The following is a 16,956-nucleotide window of genomic DNA, read 5'->3' on the forward strand; positions in this document are numbered from 1 at the left end:
CACCATGAGCGTCCACCTGCCGATGCCGACGCCGGTGCGCGAGATCACCGGCATCGATCCGGCCGCGCTGCCCGACGAGCTGTTGCAGTCCACCGAGCCGGTGGTCGTGCGCGGCCTGGTGCGGCATTGGCCGGCTGTGCAGGCCGCGCTCGCATCCGGCGCTGCCGTCTCGCAGCTGCTGCGCCGCTGCTGGCGCGACGCCACCGTCAACGCCTGGATCGGTGCGCCGGAGATCGAGGGCCGCTTCTTCTACGACGCTCAGTTCAGCGGCTTCAACTTCCATGCCGAGCGGCTGCCGCTGGGCAGCGTGCTCGATGCGCTGGCACGGCACCACGCCGACCCGCGGCCGCCATCGCTCTACGTCGGCTCGACGACGATCGACACCTGCCTGCCGGGTTTCCGCGATGACAACGACCTCGGGTTCGGCAAGCTGCAGCCGTTGATGAGCCTGTGGCTCGGCAATCGCACGCGCATCGCCGCGCACCAGGACCTGCCGGCGAACCTGGCTTGCGTGGTCGCCGGGCGGCGGCGCTTCACGCTGTTCGAGCCCGGGGAGGTCGGCAACCTGTACATCGGCCCCCTCGATTTCACGCCGGCCGGCCAGCCGGTGAGCCTGGTCGACATCACCGCGCCGGACCTCGATCGTTTTCCGCGTTATGCCGATGCCGCGCGGCGCGCCCGCGGCGCCGAGCTCGCTCCGGGCGATGCGATCCTCATTCCCAGCCTGTGGTGGCACCACGTCGAGGCCACCACGCCCTTCAACGCGCTGGTGAACTACTGGTGGCGCGACACGCCCGAGCACATGGACGCGCCGGTCGCCGCGCTGCTGCACACCATCCTGTGCGTGCGCGAGCTGCCGCCGGAGCAGCGCCGCGCCTGGCAGCAGCTGTTCGAGCATTACGTCTTCGCGGCCGATGCATCGACCGCTGCGCATATCCCGGAGCATGCACGCGGCGTGCTGAAGCCGCTGGATGCCGAAGCCTCGCGCCGCCTGCGCGCGCAACTGCTGCAGAAGCTCAACCGCTGAGGTGATCACGATGCAACCGACCCCGCCCACCCCGACCCGCCGCATCGTGATCGCCGGCGGCGGCACCGCCGGCTGGATGGTGGCGGCCTGCCTGGCGAAGACGCTGGGCAGGAAGCTCGACATCACGCTGGTCGAGTCCGACGAGATCGGCACCGTCGGCGTCGGCGAGGCGACGATCCCGACGCTGCTGCTGTTCCACGAGCTGCTCGGCATCAACGAGCAGGAGTTCATGGCCGCGACGCTGGCCACCTTCAAGCTCGGCATCGGCTTCGAGCACTGGCGCGCGCCCGGCCACCAGTACATCCATTCCTTCGGCCTGACCGGCCGCGACCACTGGACCGCCGGCTTCCAGCATTTCTGGCTGAAGGGCCGCGAGCGTGGCCTGGCCTCGGCCGAGTACGGCGACTACTGCACCGAGCATCGCGCCGCGCGCGAGAACCGCTTCGCGCACCTGCCGAAGGCCGGCATGAACTACGCGTTCCACCTCGACGCGACGCGGTATGCGCGCTTCCTGCGCAGCTTCAGCGAGCCGCTGGGCGTCAAGCGTGTCGAGGGCAAGATCGTCGACGTGCTGAAGCACGCCGACTCGGGCCACATCCGCGCACTGAAGCTCGATCGCGGCGCCGAGATCGCGGGCGACCTCTTCATCGACTGCACCGGCTTCCGGGCGCTCTTGATCGGCACGACGATGGGCGTGCGCTACGAGGACTGGTCGCACTGGCTGCCCTGCGACAGCGCGGTCGCCGCGCAGACGGCCTCGGTGGGCGAAGCGGTGCCGTACACGCGCTCGATCGCCCACGAATGCGGCTGGCAATGGCGCATTCCGCTGCAGCACCGGGTCGGCAACGGCATGGTCTACGCAAGCCGCTACCTCGACGACGACGCGGCCAAGGCGACACTGCTGCAACGCGTGCAGGGCGAGGTGCTGGCGCCGCCGCGGGTGCTGAAGTTCCGCCCCGGCCAGCGCGAGGAAGCCTGGCGCGGCAACTGCGTCGCGATCGGCCTGGCCGGCGGTTTCATCGAGCCGCTGGAGTCGACCAGCATCCACCTGATCCAGCGCGGCGTGATCCGGCTGCTGCAGCTGTTCCCCTCGGACGGCATCTGCGCGGCCGACGTCGACGAATACAACCGCCAGACGCGCTGGGAGATGAAGCACATCCGCGACTTCATCGTGCTGCACTACCACGTGACCCAGCGCGACGACACGCCGTTCTGGCGCGACTGCCGCAGCATGGACATTCCGGCGTCGCTGCGCCAGCGCATCGAGCTGTTCCAGGAGAGCGGCCGCGTCTTTCGCGCGCCGAACGAGCTGTTCGCCGAGAACTCGTGGATCCAGGTGATGCTGGGGCAGGGCATCGTGCCGCGGCGGCCGAATGCAACGGCCGACATGATGGGCGACGAGGAGCTGCGGCATTTCCTCGAGGGCATTCGCATGGGCGTCGAGCGCACAGTAATGCCACTGCCGCGGCACGAGGCCTATGTGCGCGAGTATTGCGGCGCGGTGGCGCAGCCGGCCGGCGTGCCGGCGGCTGCGCCGGCGCTGGCCGTGCCGAGGTGAAGGCGGCCGCGGGCTTCGCGGCACTGTGTCTGCTGCTCGGTTCACCTGCAGGTCATGCCTCCGAAAAGCAGCGGCCATCGTTCGCCTGGCCCGGTGGCGCGACGCTGGCCGTCAGCCTGTCCTATGACGATGCCTTGCCGTCGCAGCTGGACAACGCACTGCCGGCGCTGAACGCGCTCGGCCTGAAAGCCAGCTTCTACCTCACGCTGTCGAGCGAGACGCTCGCGCAGCGCCTGCCTGAATGGCGCGCCGCGGCCGCGGCCGGGCACGAACTCGGCAACCACACGATCTTCCATCCGTGTTCACGCAGCGCCGCGTCGGACCGGGACTGGGTCGCGCCGCATCGTGACCTCGATCGCCTGAGCGTCGCGGCGCTGCGCGACGAAATCGTCGCGGCGAATGGGTTCCTGCACGCGATCGACGGGCGCACCGAGCGCACGTTCACCGCGCCGTGCGGCGACCTGCGCGCCGGCGGCGAGCCCTACCTGCCGGCGATCCTGCCTCTCTTTCTCGGCATCAAGTCGCGCAGCGGCGGCGTGACGGACGATGTGCTGGCGCAGGACCTGCACGATGTGAGCACGTGGGCGCCGGTGGCAGCGGACGCGGACGCGTTGATCGGCTTCCTCGAACGCGCCGCGGCAGCCAGCAGCGGGCGAGGGCTGGCCAGCATCACCTTCCACGGCATCGGCGGCGACTACCTGGCGGTGTCGAAGCACGCGCACGAACGCCTGCTGCGGCACCTGGCCACCCATCCTGGCCGCTATTGGGTGGCCACCTTCGCCGACGTGGCACGTCGCGCACGCCAGCCAGCGGCGCAGTGGCCTTAAGGTCCGCGCAGCGACAACGCGCCGAGGTCGATGAACGGCACCTCGCCGAGCGTGGCCTGGGCCAGCGCCTCGCCCAATCCGGCCGAGTGCTTGAAGCCGTGGCCCGAGCAGGCCGAGACTACCGTGACGTGGTCGAGCGTCGGATGCCGGTCGACGACGAAGCCCGAGTCCGGGCTCACCGTGTACGGGCAGGCGGCGGCGTGCACGCGCTCGGGCGTCACGCTGCGCAAGCGGCCTGCGACGTGCCGGGCGTGCATGTCGGCGCTTTCCTCGGCGCCGACCTCGCGCACCAGGTGGTCGGGGTCGGTGGTCTGCCGGTACTGCTCGGTCGCGACCTTCACGCCGCCGAAGCCATCGACCATCGGGAAGCCGTAGAAGGTGTCCCCGTCGCCGCTGCCGTGCATCCAGATGAAGACCGGGCAGCCCGGCGAGGCGTACAGCGCGGGCTCGGCCGGCCGGAACCAGTGCAAGGCCTGGCGCATGACGCGCAGCTGCGCCGCATAGGCGCCGCCGACGAGCCCGGGCAGCCAGGGCCCGGCCGTCACGATCACGTGGCCGGCGGCGACGCTGCCGCGATCGGTGCGCACCGCCGCGCCGCCCGGCGCGCTCTCAATGGCCAGCACGGTCTCGTTCAGCCGCAGCACGGCGCCCGCTCGCCGGGCCGCTTCGAGCTGCACGGCGACGCAGCGCTCGGGCTTCAACACCCCGGCGTCGGGCTCGTAATAGGCCACCTCGTCGCCGCGCACCAGGAACTGCGCAAAGCGCGCCGCCACCTCGGCGGCGTTCAGCACCTCGTGCGGAATGTCAAAGCGGCGCGCCGCGGCGATGGTGCGCCGCAGGAAGTCGGGCCGGCGGTGATGGTGCGCCTGGCCGACGCCCGCGCCCATGGTCAGGCCGCCGGTCTTCAGGTACAGGCGCTCGCCGTGCGCGGCCTCGAGCGCCTGCCAGATCTGGTGCGAGCGCAGCACGATCGGCACGTACAGCTCGCCCTCGCCGATGGCCAGCCGCGTGATGCGCGTGGCGCCGTGGCTCGAACCGCGGTCGTGCGGCGGGGCGAAGCGATCGATGCCGATCACGCGCGCCCCGCGGCGCGCGAGCTGCCAGGCGGTGGCGCTGCCGAAGGCGCCCAGGCCGATCACGATGACGTCGGCGACGGTGGGAGGGTTCATGACGCCATTCACTTCGCTGAAAACCGCGTTGCGGCCGAAGGCCTATTTCCCGCCGAGGGCTTCCCGTAGCTTAGCGGCGGGTACTCCCGAATCCGAATGGATCCCGACCCGCCGGCTGCTCATCGGTTTCGGCCCGCGGTGGCCGTCATCGCCCACCAGCGGGTGTGCCTCCCTCCCTCGATCGGTGGATGCGTGGCGGGTCGAGCTCTCCTCTGCCGCTTGATCAGTATCCGCAGATTACATACATTGCCAGCGGCCACTTTCAGTGGCTGTCCCCGCCACAAGGAGGAGAACCGGATGGCTACCTCGCGCACACGAATTCCCGCAGCCGTTGGCGTCAGGGGTGATCCGATTCCCGCGGCCGACTCCTCTGGTCCTGGCCTCGCAGCCGCGATCGCCGCGGCCGAACGCGAAGCCGGTGCCGACGACGCGCTGTTCCTGCATCAACTCGAGCAGCGCCTGCGCGCCGGGCCCGGCAATCGCAGCGCAGCGCCGCCGACAGCCCGCAGTAGGACGATCCGCATCGTTCCGGCGACGCCGCCCAACCGCAGCTTCGAGGTCCTCAAGGATCCGCGCTACCTGGCCAACATGCGCCAGCTCATGCACCGCACCGGCGGCGGCGAACGTGTCGTCGGCGGCCAGCCGGTGAAGGCCGGTGAATTCCTCGACTGCGTAGCCGTCGGCTCGGACACCGACTGGGCCTGTACCGGCACGCTGATCGCGCCCAACGTCGTGCTCACCGCCGGCCACTGCGCCGAATTCGCAACCCGCGTGTACTTCGGCAACGACGTGTCCCGTCCCGGCAAGGTGGTCAAGGTCAAGCAGCGCGTGCGCCACCCCAAGTACCATCAAGGCGCGACCAACGATCTGCTGGTATTGCTGCTGCAGCAGAACGTCACCACCGTGAAGCCGCGCGCGCTGGCCACCAAGGCGCTGGCCGACAAGGCCACCGACGGCCGCGTGGTCGGCTTTGGCACCGTCAACGCCGGCGGCGATCTCGGCTACGGCATCAAGCGCTTCGTCGACGTGCCTGTCGTCTCCAACGCCTGCCGCGGCAAGCTCGACGGCAAGCAGGACCGCTTCAGCTACGGGTGCGACCCTGGCCAGGAACTGGTCGCCGGCCGGCCGATGCTCGAGCGTGACAGTTGCCGCGGCGACAGCGGCGGCCCCTTCTACGTGCTGAATGCGCAGAGCGCCTGGGTGCTCGCCGGGGCCACCTCACGCGCCACCAGCAGCGCAATGAGCACCTGCGGCGACGGCGGCATCTACGAGCGCGTCGACCGCTTCCGCGACTGGATTGCCTCGCTCGCCGGCGTGGTTCTGCCTTGAGCCGCCGCGCCAAGGCGCCGACGCAGGCCCCAGCCGCCCCGGCCACCACGCCGCTGCAGGTTAGCGTCTGCTGGGGCGACATGACGCGCTCCGCCGGCGATGTGCTGCTGGTGGGCCACTACGCTGGCGTGATGCCCCAGCGTGCCGAACTGGCGGTGGACGACTGGGTCTCTGCCACGGCCGGCGGCGGTCCCGAAGTGCCGCGCTTGATCACCGAGATGACCCGTCGCGGCGTGCTGCGCGGTGACCTCGGCGAGGTGCAATTCTTCCCAGGCCCGGACGGCCGCCTCGCCGCGGTGGCCGGCATGGGGCAGCCGGGCACCTTCGGGCCATCACAGCAGCGCCGACTGGCGACCGCCGTGGCTCAGGTGATCGGCATGCTGCCACAGACCCGCAGCGTGACCAGTGTGGTCATCGGCTCCGGCGAAGGCAACTTGCCGCTCGAACTAGCCGCGCGGGATTTCGTCGATGCATTTGCCGGCGCGCTGCAGGCCGACCCGCGGCTGAAGGTGCGTTCGCTGGCCATCGCCGAACGCCAGCTCGAACGGGCCTTGCAGGTCCAACGCGCACTCGCCGCGGCCCCAACGCGCCCGGCGGCCACACGGCAATGGACGCTGGCCGATGGGCTGCAGGAGGTCGACGGCGGCGGCGTGTCGGCCGACTTCGGCTGCGCGATGTTGCTCGCAGCGCTGGGACTTCCCGATGATGGCAAACCGGGCCTGCTGGAGTCGGCGCTGCAGCGCTTGCCCGAGTCGCTGCGCGATGCGGTGCGTCAACGCATCCGCGGCGCGCAGGCGAACGGCCAGCCGCCCGAAGCAGCGCTGCGCCACGCCGCGCTGCAACTGCGTCTCGCGCCGCCGGAGGAGCCTGTCACCCGCCTGGTGCCGACACGAATGGCTTTCACCCATAGAGGCGACGACCTGCACGCCACCGCGATCACGGAGCGAACCACGGTCACCGAGCGGGTGCTCGAGCGCCGAGTGCAGCTCGCTCTGCGCGCCGCCGAAAAGCTCGCCGAGGCCAGTACCAGCAGCGCGTCCCAGCTCGGCCAGCGGATACGGCGGCTGCTGGTGCACGGTGACCTGCAATCCCTGCTCCAAGCGCTGGGCGACCTGGTGCTCGAACTCGACGAGGTGACCGCCTCGATGCCCTGGGAGATGCTGGCTCTGGAGGGCAACGCCGAGCCGCTGGCCGTGCGTCGCCCGTTGGCTCGGCAGTTGCGCACGCGGTACAGCCCGCGCCCCGGCGAGTCCGTCCGCGGCGGGCTGCCGCGCGTGCTGATCATCGGCGACCCCGCCTCCGGCACAGGCGCGCTGCCATCGGCGCGTGTCGAGGCCAAGGAGCTCGGCACGTGGTTCAAAGAGCACGAGGTGGACTGCACTGTGCTCATCGGTCCGCCCGAGGCGGGCACTGGTGCCGGCACGGAAGCAGGCTACGAGCCGGCCGAGTACGTCGAGGTCGTGACCTTGCTGCAATCCGGCCAGTACGACATCGTGCATTTCTGCGGCCATGCCGACTACGAGCAGGGGAGCGCCGAACGCTGCGGCTGGCTGTTCGATGAAAACCACCGGCTCACCGGCAGCGACCTGCAAGGCATGGCCAGGCCGCCGCGCCTGGTGTTTGCCAACGCCTGCCTGACCTCGCAGATCAAGCGTGGCAACGTCGCCGCTGGCCTGGCCGACGAGTTCTTCCACGTCGGCGTGCAGGACTTCATCGGTACTGCCTGGGAGGTGCCTTCGGAACCGGCCCGCACGCTGGCCATGACTTTCTATCGCGAGCTGCTGCCGGCCGCCAACAGACTCGGAGCGCCCATCGGCGAGGCGCTGAGGGAGGCACGTGCCGCGATCTGGCAGCCGGAACAGACAGCGCAGGTACACGCCGAAGGCGCGCCGCGGGCGGCTTGGGCTGCGTACCAGCATTACGGCGACCCGGCTTCACGATTCGTGACGCGCTGACGCTCACCGTCGCTGCCCCGATGTCCATTCACCACCACCCAGGGGGTCTCTGCCGATGATCATTACCGACGACACCACACGCCGCTTCATCAGCAGGTCTCGCCTGCCGAAAGTCCCGCGCAGCGCCGACAGGGGTTTGCGCGGGGCGATCGAAGACCTACCGCCGCTCGAGCTCAAGGCCAAGGACGCGCAGGCCCTGGTGGTCGGCAGCGGCCTCGTCGTCGCCGCCGAGAAGGTGCCAGTCCAGGTGCGCGAAGACGTCGTCAACTGCACGCTGTTCGCGCAGCTCGTGGCCACTGCTGAGGTCGGCGATCCGACCAAGGTCAACGAGTGGTACGGCGCGTATTTCCGCGCCCTCACCAACCTCGGCTGGGCGCAGAGCGACCAGCAATTCCAGAAGTACCGGTTCGACACCAGCGGCGCCGTCGCGCACCAGGCAGTGCTGCCGGTGGTCACCGCGCTGCTCGGTCCTCAGGCCGCCGCGCTGGCCGTTCTCAAGGCCGCCTTCGATGGCCTGAAGGAGATGAGCGAGAACGCGCCGTGGATTACGCTCTTCGAGCGCTACTCGCGGGTCGAGCAGTCGGCGCACTTCCAGGTCGCTACCGCCGAGGTCGGTGAAGGCGGCTTGGTGCAGGTGGCCCTGGTGGCCTTCGACCTGCAGGCACACAGCGAACTGATCCAGGTACTGTTCTTTAAGTTCAACAAGGCCAAGACGCTGCTCAACTACTCGGCGGGCCGCGCCACGATCTACGAGGCGGCGCTGGCCAGCCAGCGCGAGGCCCTGGCGCAACGCCTGGCGGCCTACCGCAAGGCCTATGTCGGGCAGGTCAGACTGCCGCCGCTGCCGGCGCCGTGAGGGCGACATGAGAGGCGGCAAGCGTCCACGTAGCGCGGCCAAGCCTGCGGCGCGTACCACGCGCGCGGCCCCGGCCGTCGTCGACGAGACCTGGCTTGCACAGTGCAACGAGCAAGCCCTGGCGCTACTCGAGCGGCAGGGCCGCACCGGGCTGGGTCTGGTGCCGTTCGTCGGGGCAGGGCTGTCCACCGCCTTCGGCTTCCAGGACTGGCGCAGCCTGCTGCTCGGCGCCGCCCCGCCGCATCTGCGCGATGCGATGCGCAGCGCGCTCGACGCCGGCGACTACGAAGGGGCCGCGCAGAGCCTGCTCGATGATTTGGGGGCCGACGGCTTCCAGAACATGGTGGCCGTAGCCGCCGGCGACCGCCGCTTCGATGAGGCTGCACTGCGCGCAGGCACGCTGTCGCTGCTGCCACTGCTTGCCGGCGGCCCAGTCGTCACGACAAACTTCGACCGCCTGCTCGAGCATGCCTTCGCGGCCAACGGGCGCGCTTTCGAGTCGGTGGTTTCCGGGCCCAGGCCGGACCTGATCGTCGATGCGCTGCACGGTAACCGCCGCGTGCTGATCAAGCTGCACGGCGATTGGCAGGATCGCGTCGGCCGCACGTTCGCGCGCTCCGACTATGCCGCCAACTACGGCAGCGACGGCTCAGCCGACAAGCGCGTTCTGCTGGAGAGCGCGCAATGCCTGTTGTTCGCCAGCCGGCCGATGCTGTTCATCGGCGCCAGCCTGGGTGTCGATCGCACCGTGGACATGCTGCTGAAAGTGCAGGAAGACTACGCCGGCGTACGCCATTTCGCGGTGATGAGCGCGCCATCCACGGCGAGGGCGTTTCGCGCCAAGGAGCGGCAATTGCGTTCTCTAGGCGTGCTGCCGCTGTGGTACCGCGCCAGCAGCGGTGCCGAGCATGTGCGTGAAGTTGAAGCGCTGGTGCAGCGCATAGTCGCGCGCATCTCGGTGCGCACGCTACGCGGCCCGCGGGCTCGGGCGACCGTCCGGGCACGAGTAATCGCACCACCGCCTGGCATGTCCGGCATGCCGCCCGAGCTGAACGGCCAACTGGAGCGGGTGGTCAACCTCATTCGCGCCGGTCAACTCAGCCTCTTCCTCGGCTCGGCGGTGCATTGGCCGACCAAGCTGATGGCCAAGCACTTCTATGATGAGTTGGCCCGCCGCTTCGACTGTGAGGCCCTGGCCAGCGAGCGCAGTGCGGTGGCGCAGCACATCGCCGATCGCCATGGTCGCGAGGCGCTCAACGGCGAAATCGACAAGCTGCTCGATCGTTCGGACCTGCAGCCGCGTGAAGCCCATCAGCTGCTGGCAGCCTGGCCGCAGCTTTATGGCGGGGAGGGCCAGCCACCGCCGTGGCCGACCGTATTCACGACCAACTACGACGATGTTCTCGAACGACACCTCGCCGGGGCCGACGTTCCGTTCCACCTGCTGACGTACCACAACGAGGGTGAGTGGCGTGGCCTGTTCAGCCACCTCGACGTCGACGGCTCGCTGCGCATTGTCGAGAGGCCGCGCAATCTTCTGCGGCTGGCGCCCGCCATGGTGGTGGTCAAGCTCAACGGCGGTCAGAACCAGGGCCTGGGCATTAGCCGCAGCTACGTGACGACAATGATGGACTACATCGACCTGGCCGCGCGCATCCCGGAGGGGTTGCCGGCGGTGCTGCGGCGCACGCTGGAGGCGCATCCGCTGCTTTTCCTCGGCCATGGGCTGGTCGAGTCGGACGTCGAGTCGGTGCTCCGCTTCGCCCACCAGGACCACCGGGGGATGCGGTCCTGGGCGGTGGTAAAGGGCAAGCCGCCGGAGAGAGTGGCCTACTGGTCGCAATGCGGCGTGCAGATCGTCGACCAGCCGGTCAACCTCTACACCGCCGAGTTGCATCGTCGGCTCGCCAGGGCCGCCAGGCCATAGGCACAGGCATCGGGGCGTCCACGGAGGAGTTCTGGGATGAGCAATTCAAGCCACGAAGAGTCTGCCCAGAAGGCTGTCGAGTACTTTCTTCGCACCGCGTTTGGGGAACAACGGCAAAGTCTGTGGAACGCGCGGACGCTCGAGGCACTGGGCTACATAAGCCAAGCGGCCCACGTTGAGCCTCTCGTCGGCGGTCGACGAAATGCCAACGGCCATCCGATGGATTGGGTCGCCCCAAGCTTTTGGCATGCCGCAGCGGCATTGCTGGAAGCATGGGCCAGGACACGCCTACGTGAAGAAAGCTTGACGCCGGAGTCAGCCAACCAATACTTTGGTGCGCATTGGGTGTTCCGTGGGCAGGCGAACCCCTGGCCGATCCTTCCAAGCGCGCTGCGGACGCAGTTGTATAGGCAGCACAACCACAATTTCGTGGAAGCTCTGCGGAGCTACGTGGCTACCCACTTGCCTGAAGAAGAGATTGCCGGCCTGAGCGAATACGCCAATCTTTCGCACTTCAGCAATGCGGCTGCGATGGGGCAACACTATGGACTTCCTACGCATTGGGTCGACTTCACCTTCCACCCGCTCGTTGCGCTGCACTTCGCAAGTCTGGACGCCAACGCCGCTGCCCCGGCAAACCACCCATTGCCGGGTCACGGCGTCATCTATCGAACCCGTTTCGGGAAGCTCCAGCGGATGCAGGATGTCGGGCTCATCGATCTGCATCTGGAGTTGCTGCCACCGTGGGTGATGAAGCGCTGGTATCAGCAGTCCGGTTTTCACGTTTCTTGTCCTGACGAGTCAGAAGATCAGTGGAAGAGCTTCACTGATGAGTGTGAAGCCATCCATTTCCCCAGGCACTACCCCAAGCTGTCGCAGAAAGCCCATGTCCTCGACGAGGCGTCGATCGCTGGCGCTCTCGCTCCGCCCGATGATCCGTTCTATGCCGTGCAGACCAAGATCGTGCTGCATCGCTGGTATCCGAGCGAACCATTCATCGAAGATGCGATTGCGGCTATCGTGGGCTGCTGCGCGAAGGACCCGCGCGGGTTCAATGCAGACAGGGCACTGCACGCAGCGCGGAAGGCCAAGCGAGTTGGCTCCCCGTGGATGAATTCAATGATCGGAGTGCCCCGGACCCGTATTGGCATGATCATGGCCGATCCGATGCGCATCGCGATGCACTATCTGTTCGAGGCATCGAGCGTGCACACGCCAGTAGGGGTTCATCTTGATCCCGCTATCGCAATCGCGTTCGGATCCCAGAATCGCCGGCTGTTCGACACGCTGGCCGACCTCTCCCAGAGCGTTGATCTGTTCGGGCTTCCACTGATGTGTGACTTGGTGGCCGAAGCAGCCGATCGCTGGAATGACTGGGTAGACCGGCGATCGACCACGAACTGCTGATCGCGACGTCGTCGTCTTCCTGGTCCAGGCGTCGCCTGGCTCAGGCGATCCGCCGTCCAGTAAACCCATCGTGGTCGATACGGCATTGCACGATTCACAACAATCGGCGCAGCGGTTAGCCTGACGACGCGTCCTGCACCGGGAGTGGAGCGATGAAGCGAGTTGCCATGGGCCTGCTGGCCCTCGTGTTGGCCCTGGCCGCGTACCTGAGCTTGTGGCCCGTGCCGGTGGAGCCGGTGGCCTGGAATGCGCCCGCGGCGCCCGGCTACACCGGCGTGCACGCCGTCAACAGCCGGCTGGCCGGGCTGAACCTCATCGCGCTGGGTGACGAGGCCGGCCCCGAACACGTCGTGCTGGGGCGCGACGGCAAGCTCTACGCGGCCGTGGCCAGCGGCCGCGTGCTGCGCATGAACCCCGACGGGACCGGTCAGGAAGTCTTCGCCACCACCGGCGGACGCGTGCTGGGCTTTGCCTTCGACGCCGCGGGCCGACTGATCGCCGCCGACGCGGTGAAGGGGCTGCTCGCGATCGGCACCGACCGCCAGGTCACGGTGCTCACCGACAAGGTGGACGGCGACGCCATCCGTTATGCCGACGCGGTGGTCGTGGCGCGCAACGGCAAGATCTATTTCAGCGATGCGTCGACCCGCTTTGCGCCGGCTTCATGGGGCGGCACCTACGAAGCGGCGGTACTGGACATCATCGAGCAGCGCTCGACCGGCCGCATCCTGGAATACGACCCGGCCACCCGCGCCACGCGCGTGGTGGTGCGCGGCCTGAGCTTCGGCAACGGCGTGGCGCTGAGCGAGGACGAGCAGACCCTGTTCGTCGCCGAGACCGGCAAGTACCGCGTCTGGAAAGTGGCCGTGGCCGCGGACCGGCTCGACGTGGCGCAAGGCTCGCCGCAAGCCACTGTCCTGCTCGACAACCTGCCCGGTTTCCCCGACAACCTGATGCGCGGCCAGGACGGGCGCATCTGGCTCGGCTTCTCGGGACCGCGCAGCCCGAACGTGGACAGCCTGGCCGGCAAGCCCTTCATGCGCTCACTCACGCTGCGCCTGCCGCGCGCGATGTGGCCGGTCCCGAAGCCCTATGGCCATGTCATCGCCTTCACCGAAGACGGGCGTGTGGTCGCCGACCTTCAGGACGCCACCGGCACCTATCCGGAGACCACGGGGGTGACCGAAACGGCTGATCGCTTGTACGTGCAGAACCTGCACTTGAAGGTGCTGGGGTGGAAGGCGCGGTGACGAAGCAGGGCGCGTGCCCTTGGGCCCGCCGGCAAGGTTTCTCCGCTTCCCCTACCATGCGCGCCTTTCCACTGACAGCCGCGCATGCCAACATCCCCTGACAGCGCCAGTGCGGTCTCGATCCGGGGCCTCACCAAGACCTACGCCACCGGCTTCCAGGCACTCCAGCGGGTGGACCTCGACATCCGGCGCGGCGAGATCTTCGCGCTGCTCGGGCCGAACGGCGCCGGCAAGACCACGCTGATCTCCATCGTGTGCGGCATCGTCACCGCCAGCCGCGGCAGCGTGACCGTTGCCGGCCACGACATCGGCCGCGACTGGCGCACCACCCGCTCGAAGATCGGCCTCGTGCCGCAGGAGCTCGCCACCGACGCGTTCGAGACCGTGTGGTCCACCGTGAACTTCAGCCGCGGGCTCTTCGGCAAGGCGCCGAACCCGGCGCTGATCGAGCAGGTGCTGCGCGACCTGTCGCTGTGGGAAAAGCGGCACAGCGAGATCAGGGAGCTGTCGGGCGGCATGAAGCGCCGCGTGATGATCGCCAAGGCGCTGTCGCACGAGCCCGAGATCCTGTTCCTGGACGAACCCACCGCGGGCGTCGACGTGGAGCTGCGCCGCGACATGTGGGAGATGGTTCGCGGGCTGCGCGAGCGCGGCGTGACCATCATCCTCACCACCCACTACATCGACGAAGCCGAGGAGATGGCCGACCGCATCGGTGTCATCAGCAAGGGCGAGGTCATCCTGGTGGAGGAGAAGACGGCGCTGATGAGCAAGCTCGGCAAGAAGCAGCTCACCATCGAGCTCGACGCGCCGCTCGAGGCCATCCCGCACGAGCTCGCCGCGTGGAACCTCGTGCTCAAGCCGGGCGGCCACACGCTGCAGTGCGAGTTCGACGCCTCCGATCGCAACGCCGGCGTGGCGACGGTGCTCAAACGCCTGGCCGAGCTGGGCATCGGCTACAAGGACGTGAACACGCAGCAGAGCTCGCTCGAGGACATCTTCGTGAGCCTGGTGCATGACCGTCAGGCGGAGACGGCGGCATGAGCCCGCCCGGCCGTTCCGAAGGGCTCATCCCGCAGCGCGCAGCGCGGAGGGTATTGCAATGAGCGGAGCCTTCAACCGGTTCAGCGTCTGGGCCATCTACCGCTTCGAGATGGCCCGCTTCCTGCGCACCATCGGCCAGAGCATCGTCGCGCCCGTCATCACCACCTCGCTGTACTTCGTGGTGTTCGGCGCGGCCATCGGCTCGCGCATGCAGGACGTCAACGGCGTGGCCTACGGCGCCTTCATCGTGCCGGGGCTCATCATGCTGTCGCTCTTCACGCAGAGCCTGTCGAACGCCTCCTTCGGCATCTATTTCCCGCGCTTCACGGGCACGATCTACGAGATCCTCTCGGCACCGGTCTCGTCCTTCGAGCTGGTGGTGGCGTATGTGGGCGCAGCAGCCAGCAAGTCCATCATCCTCGGCCTCGTGATCCTGCTCACCGCCGCGTTCTTCGTCCCGCTGCACATCGCGCATCCGGTGTGGATGGTCGCCTTCCTCGTGCTCACCGCCGTGACCTTCAGCCTCTTCGGCTTCATCATCGGCATCTGGGCCAAGGGCTTCGAGCAGCTGCAGCTGATCCCGATGCTGGTCATCACGCCGCTCACCTTCCTGGGCGGCGCGTTCTACTCGATCGACATGCTGCCGCCGCTGTGGCGCACGGTGACGCTGTTCAATCCTGTCGTCTACCTGATCGACGGCTTCCGCTGGAGCTTCTTCGACTCAGCCGACGTGGGCGTGGGCTGGAGCCTCGCGGCCTCGAGCGGCTTCCTGCTGCTGTGCATGGCGGTGGTGACCTGGATGTTCCGCACCGGGTACCGGCTCAAGAACTAGCAGGCGTAGTGCAGGTGCACGGTGTCCGAACCGTGCAACCGCTGCTGGCCCAGCAGCTTGAACGGCCGTGCAGCGGCGGCCTGGAAGGCCGGCACCCCTGCGCCCAGCAGCACGTTGCCCACCAGCAGGTGCAACTCGTCGACGAGGCCGTGCGCCAACAGGTCGCTCGCCAGCACCGGGCTGCCATAGATCAGCAGGTCACGGTCCTCCCGGGCCTTCAGCTGGCGGATGCGCGCATGGGCATCGCGGCGGCGGACATGCTCGGCCTCGCCCCACGGCTCTGCCTGCGCCAGCGTGTCGCTCACCACCAGCTTGCCGGCGTCCTGCACCCGCCGTGCGATCTCGCGCACCGTCGGCGACATGGCCGCATCGTCCTGAGCCACGTTCGGCCAAAAGGAGCGGAACATGCAGAACGTGGTGCGCCCGAAGAGCAGCGTGCCGGCGTGGCGCAGGCGCTCGAGGTTGTGGGCGTCGAACGCCGCGTCCATTGGCATGCCGGCCAGCTGGCCGCCGGGACCGGCGCAGTGGCCATCGAGTGAAATGAGGGTGCTGATGACGAGCCTGGCCATGGGTTCTCCTGAAATGGATGCGCGCCGGCCGCAGATTCGGCCGGCGTCATTCACTTGGAGACAGGGCAACGCCAAAACTCATCGGTCCGGCGCGGCGATCTCCATCGGCAGACCGAAACGCTGGTGCACGGCGGGGTCCAGGAAGCTGTGCAGACCGCCGATGCGCCCTGCCCGCAGGCTCAGCAGCGTGATCCCGCCCAGGCGGAAGCGGTCGTCGCCGGCCGCCCGCAGGTAGCAGGCATAACCGACCTGGCCGTTCGCCCGCAGGGGCCGCAGGATCCACGGCGTCTGAAACACCCGCTCGGTGAGGAACCGGGCGACCGCCGCGCGGCCGTCGAACCAGGCGGGCAGCGGTGGCATGGTGAAGCGCGCATCCTCGGTGAGCAGCGCGACGAGCCCTGGCACGTCGCGCGCATCCCAGGCGCGCGCGAACGCGCCGAGCAGCCGTTCGAGGCCCTCGGTGCCCAGCGCTTGCAGCTCTGCCGCCTGCGACACCGCGGGCAACTTCTCGGCCACGGTCTTCTGCGCGCGCTGCAGCGCGCTGTTCACCGATGCTGTGCTCGTCTCCAGCGCCTCGGCGGTCTCGGCGGCGGTGTATTCGAGCACCTCGCGCATCAACAGCACCGCGCGCTGCGCGCCGGGCAGGTGCTGCAGGGCGGCGACGAAGGCCAGCGCCACGCGCTCGCGCCGCTGCAGCGCCGCGGCCGGGTCCTCGACCGCCTCGTCCGCGAGGCCGTCGTCATCGGGCAGCGGCTCGATCCACACCGGCCCGGGCACCGGCGCGCCGAGCTCGGCGGTCTGCTCGAACGCAGGGCCGTACTCCGACGAGACGAGGCGGCGCGGCCGTTGCGAGATCAGCCGCAGGCACACGTTCGTGCCGATGCGGTACAGCCAGGTGCCGAGCGCGCTGCGGCCTTCGAACGACGCCAGCGCACGCCAGGCGGCGAGCAGCGTCTCCTGCAAGGCATCGTCGGCATCGTGTGGCGAACCCAGCATGCGGTAGCAGTGCGTGTGGAGACGGCGGCGGTGGGGCGCGACGAGGGCGTCGAACGCGGCGCTGTCGCCGGCCTGGGCGCGGGCGAGGAGGTCGGGGTCGGTGGCAGACATGGGGCGATTCTGCTGGGCGGCCGGCGTGGGCCAGCAACCCGGCGATAGCGGCCAAAAAGTGCGTCAGCCGGCATGCGCCGCCACGTCGCCATCGCGAGA

14 protein-coding genes are annotated in these 16,956 nt (G+C 68.7%); 11 read left to right on the plus strand and 3 right to left on the minus strand.

All coding sequences use genetic code 11. The annotated features are described in order from the left end of the window. The first annotated feature begins 4 nt into the window (after nucleotides 1-4). The 3 genes from HLB44_RS02130 to HLB44_RS02140 are packed head-to-tail and all read left to right on the plus strand — an operon-like array spanning nucleotide 5 to nucleotide 3,412. Complete coding sequence (locus HLB44_RS02130) at nucleotides 5-1,027, plus strand: cupin-like domain-containing protein (RefSeq protein ID WP_246312008.1); 1,023 nt, start codon at nucleotides 5-7, stop codon at nucleotides 1,025-1,027. Nucleotides 1,028-1,037: 10 nt separating this feature from the next. Then, a complete protein-coding gene (locus tag HLB44_RS02135; RefSeq protein WP_173120114.1) occupies nucleotides 1,038-2,585 on the plus strand; it encodes a tryptophan halogenase family protein in 1,548 nt (515 codons plus the stop codon). Then, the gene (locus tag HLB44_RS02140) at nucleotides 2,582-3,412 is read left to right on the plus strand and encodes a polysaccharide deacetylase family protein (RefSeq protein WP_343051203.1); all 831 of its coding nucleotides are present in this window, start codon (nucleotides 2,582-2,584) and stop codon (nucleotides 3,410-3,412) included. Before HLB44_RS02135 ends, HLB44_RS02140 begins: the two co-directional genes overlap by 4 nt. Here HLB44_RS02140 and solA read toward each other — a convergent pair. Beyond that, on the minus strand, nucleotides 3,409-4,581 hold the full coding sequence (solA, locus tag HLB44_RS02145) for an N-methyl-L-tryptophan oxidase (RefSeq protein ID WP_173120118.1): 1,173 nt from the start codon (nucleotides 4,579-4,581) through the stop codon (nucleotides 3,409-3,411). The two genes, HLB44_RS02140 and solA, sit on opposite strands and share 4 nt — an antisense overlap. 219 nt (nucleotides 4,582-4,800) lie before the next feature. On the opposite strand from solA, the gene HLB44_RS02150 reads away from it, so the two are divergent. The 8 genes from HLB44_RS02150 (at nucleotide 4,801) to HLB44_RS02185 (ending at nucleotide 15,181) form a co-directional block, all read left to right on the plus strand. Continuing rightward, complete coding sequence (locus tag HLB44_RS02150; RefSeq protein ID WP_173120120.1) at nucleotides 4,801-5,910, plus strand: S1 family peptidase; 1,110 nt, start codon at nucleotides 4,801-4,803, stop codon at nucleotides 5,908-5,910. After that, entirely contained in the window at nucleotides 5,907-7,865 is a 1,959-nt protein-coding gene (locus HLB44_RS02155) for a CHAT domain-containing protein (protein WP_173120122.1), read from the plus strand. The genes HLB44_RS02150 and HLB44_RS02155 overlap by 4 nt, the downstream gene beginning before the upstream one ends. A 55-nt stretch (nucleotides 7,866-7,920) precedes the next feature. Further along, nucleotides 7,921-8,721 carry a hypothetical protein gene (locus tag HLB44_RS02160; RefSeq protein WP_173120124.1) on the plus strand — a complete coding sequence of 267 codons (801 nt, stop codon included), beginning with the start codon at nucleotides 7,921-7,923 and terminating at the stop codon, nucleotides 8,719-8,721. A 7-nt stretch (nucleotides 8,722-8,728) separates the two neighbouring features. Beyond that, a complete protein-coding gene (locus HLB44_RS02165) occupies nucleotides 8,729-10,648 on the plus strand; it encodes an SIR2 family protein (protein WP_173120126.1) in 1,920 nt (639 codons plus the stop codon). Nucleotides 10,649-10,684: 36 nt separating this feature from the next. Continuing rightward, nucleotides 10,685-12,055 (plus strand): FRG domain-containing protein, encoded by a 1,371-nt coding sequence (locus HLB44_RS02170; RefSeq protein WP_173120128.1) that lies wholly within the window; start codon nucleotides 10,685-10,687, stop codon nucleotides 12,053-12,055. 152 nt (nucleotides 12,056-12,207) lie between these two features. Continuing rightward, nucleotides 12,208-13,305 carry an SMP-30/gluconolactonase/LRE family protein gene (locus tag HLB44_RS02175; RefSeq protein WP_173120130.1) on the plus strand — a complete coding sequence of 366 codons (1,098 nt, stop codon included), beginning with the start codon at nucleotides 12,208-12,210 and terminating at the stop codon, nucleotides 13,303-13,305. Between the two features lie 84 nt (nucleotides 13,306-13,389). Beyond that, entirely contained in the window at nucleotides 13,390-14,349 is a 960-nt protein-coding gene (locus HLB44_RS02180; protein ID WP_173120132.1) for an ABC transporter ATP-binding protein, read from the plus strand. 58 nt (nucleotides 14,350-14,407) lie between these two features. Next, complete coding sequence (locus HLB44_RS02185; RefSeq protein WP_173120134.1) at nucleotides 14,408-15,181, plus strand: ABC transporter permease; 774 nt, start codon at nucleotides 14,408-14,410, stop codon at nucleotides 15,179-15,181. On the opposite strand, the gene HLB44_RS02190 is transcribed toward HLB44_RS02185, so the two are convergent. Together HLB44_RS02190 and HLB44_RS02195 are read right to left on the minus strand one after the other, a co-directional pair. Continuing rightward, complete coding sequence (locus HLB44_RS02190) at nucleotides 15,178-15,750, minus strand: dihydrofolate reductase family protein (RefSeq protein ID WP_173120136.1); 573 nt, start codon at nucleotides 15,748-15,750, stop codon at nucleotides 15,178-15,180. The genes HLB44_RS02185 and HLB44_RS02190 overlap by 4 nt on opposite strands. Nucleotides 15,751-15,828: 78 nt before the next feature. Beyond that, nucleotides 15,829-16,857 (minus strand): RNA polymerase subunit sigma-70, encoded by a 1,029-nt coding sequence (locus tag HLB44_RS02195; RefSeq protein ID WP_173120138.1) that lies wholly within the window; start codon nucleotides 16,855-16,857, stop codon nucleotides 15,829-15,831. Nucleotides 16,858-16,956: the final 99 nt, after the last annotated feature.

Origin of the sequence: Pseudaquabacterium terrae, from assembly GCF_013266755.1 — a bacterium.
GTDB classification, from domain to species: domain Bacteria; phylum Pseudomonadota; class Gammaproteobacteria; order Burkholderiales; family Burkholderiaceae_C; genus Pseudaquabacterium; species Pseudaquabacterium terrae.

What these genes read in the sequence shown, in the direction of transcription:
- HLB44_RS02130 (WP_246312008.1), top strand. Translation starts at nt 5, where the DNA reads ATGAGCGTCCACCTGCCGATGCCGACGCCGGTGCGCGAGATCACCGGC.
- HLB44_RS02135 (WP_173120114.1), top strand. Translation starts at nt 1,038, where the DNA reads ATGCAACCGACCCCGCCCACCCCGACCCGCCGCATCGTGATCGCCGGC.
- solA (WP_173120118.1), bottom strand. Translation starts at nt 4,581, where the DNA reads ATGAACCCTCCCACCGTCGCCGACGTCATCGTGATCGGCCTGGGCGCC.
- HLB44_RS02160 (WP_173120124.1), top strand. Translation starts at nt 7,921, where the DNA reads ATGATCATTACCGACGACACCACACGCCGCTTCATCAGCAGGTCTCGC.
- HLB44_RS02165 (WP_173120126.1), top strand. Translation starts at nt 8,729, where the DNA reads ATGAGAGGCGGCAAGCGTCCACGTAGCGCGGCCAAGCCTGCGGCGCGT.
- HLB44_RS02170 (WP_173120128.1), top strand. Translation starts at nt 10,685, where the DNA reads ATGAGCAATTCAAGCCACGAAGAGTCTGCCCAGAAGGCTGTCGAGTAC.
- HLB44_RS02175 (WP_173120130.1), top strand. Translation starts at nt 12,208, where the DNA reads ATGAAGCGAGTTGCCATGGGCCTGCTGGCCCTCGTGTTGGCCCTGGCC.
- HLB44_RS02180 (WP_173120132.1), top strand. Translation starts at nt 13,390, where the DNA reads ATGCCAACATCCCCTGACAGCGCCAGTGCGGTCTCGATCCGGGGCCTC.
- HLB44_RS02185 (WP_173120134.1), top strand. Translation starts at nt 14,408, where the DNA reads ATGAGCGGAGCCTTCAACCGGTTCAGCGTCTGGGCCATCTACCGCTTC.
- HLB44_RS02190 (WP_173120136.1), bottom strand. Translation starts at nt 15,750, where the DNA reads ATGGCCAGGCTCGTCATCAGCACCCTCATTTCACTCGATGGCCACTGC.
- HLB44_RS02195 (WP_173120138.1), bottom strand. Translation starts at nt 16,857, where the DNA reads ATGTCTGCCACCGACCCCGACCTCCTCGCCCGCGCCCAGGCCGGCGAC.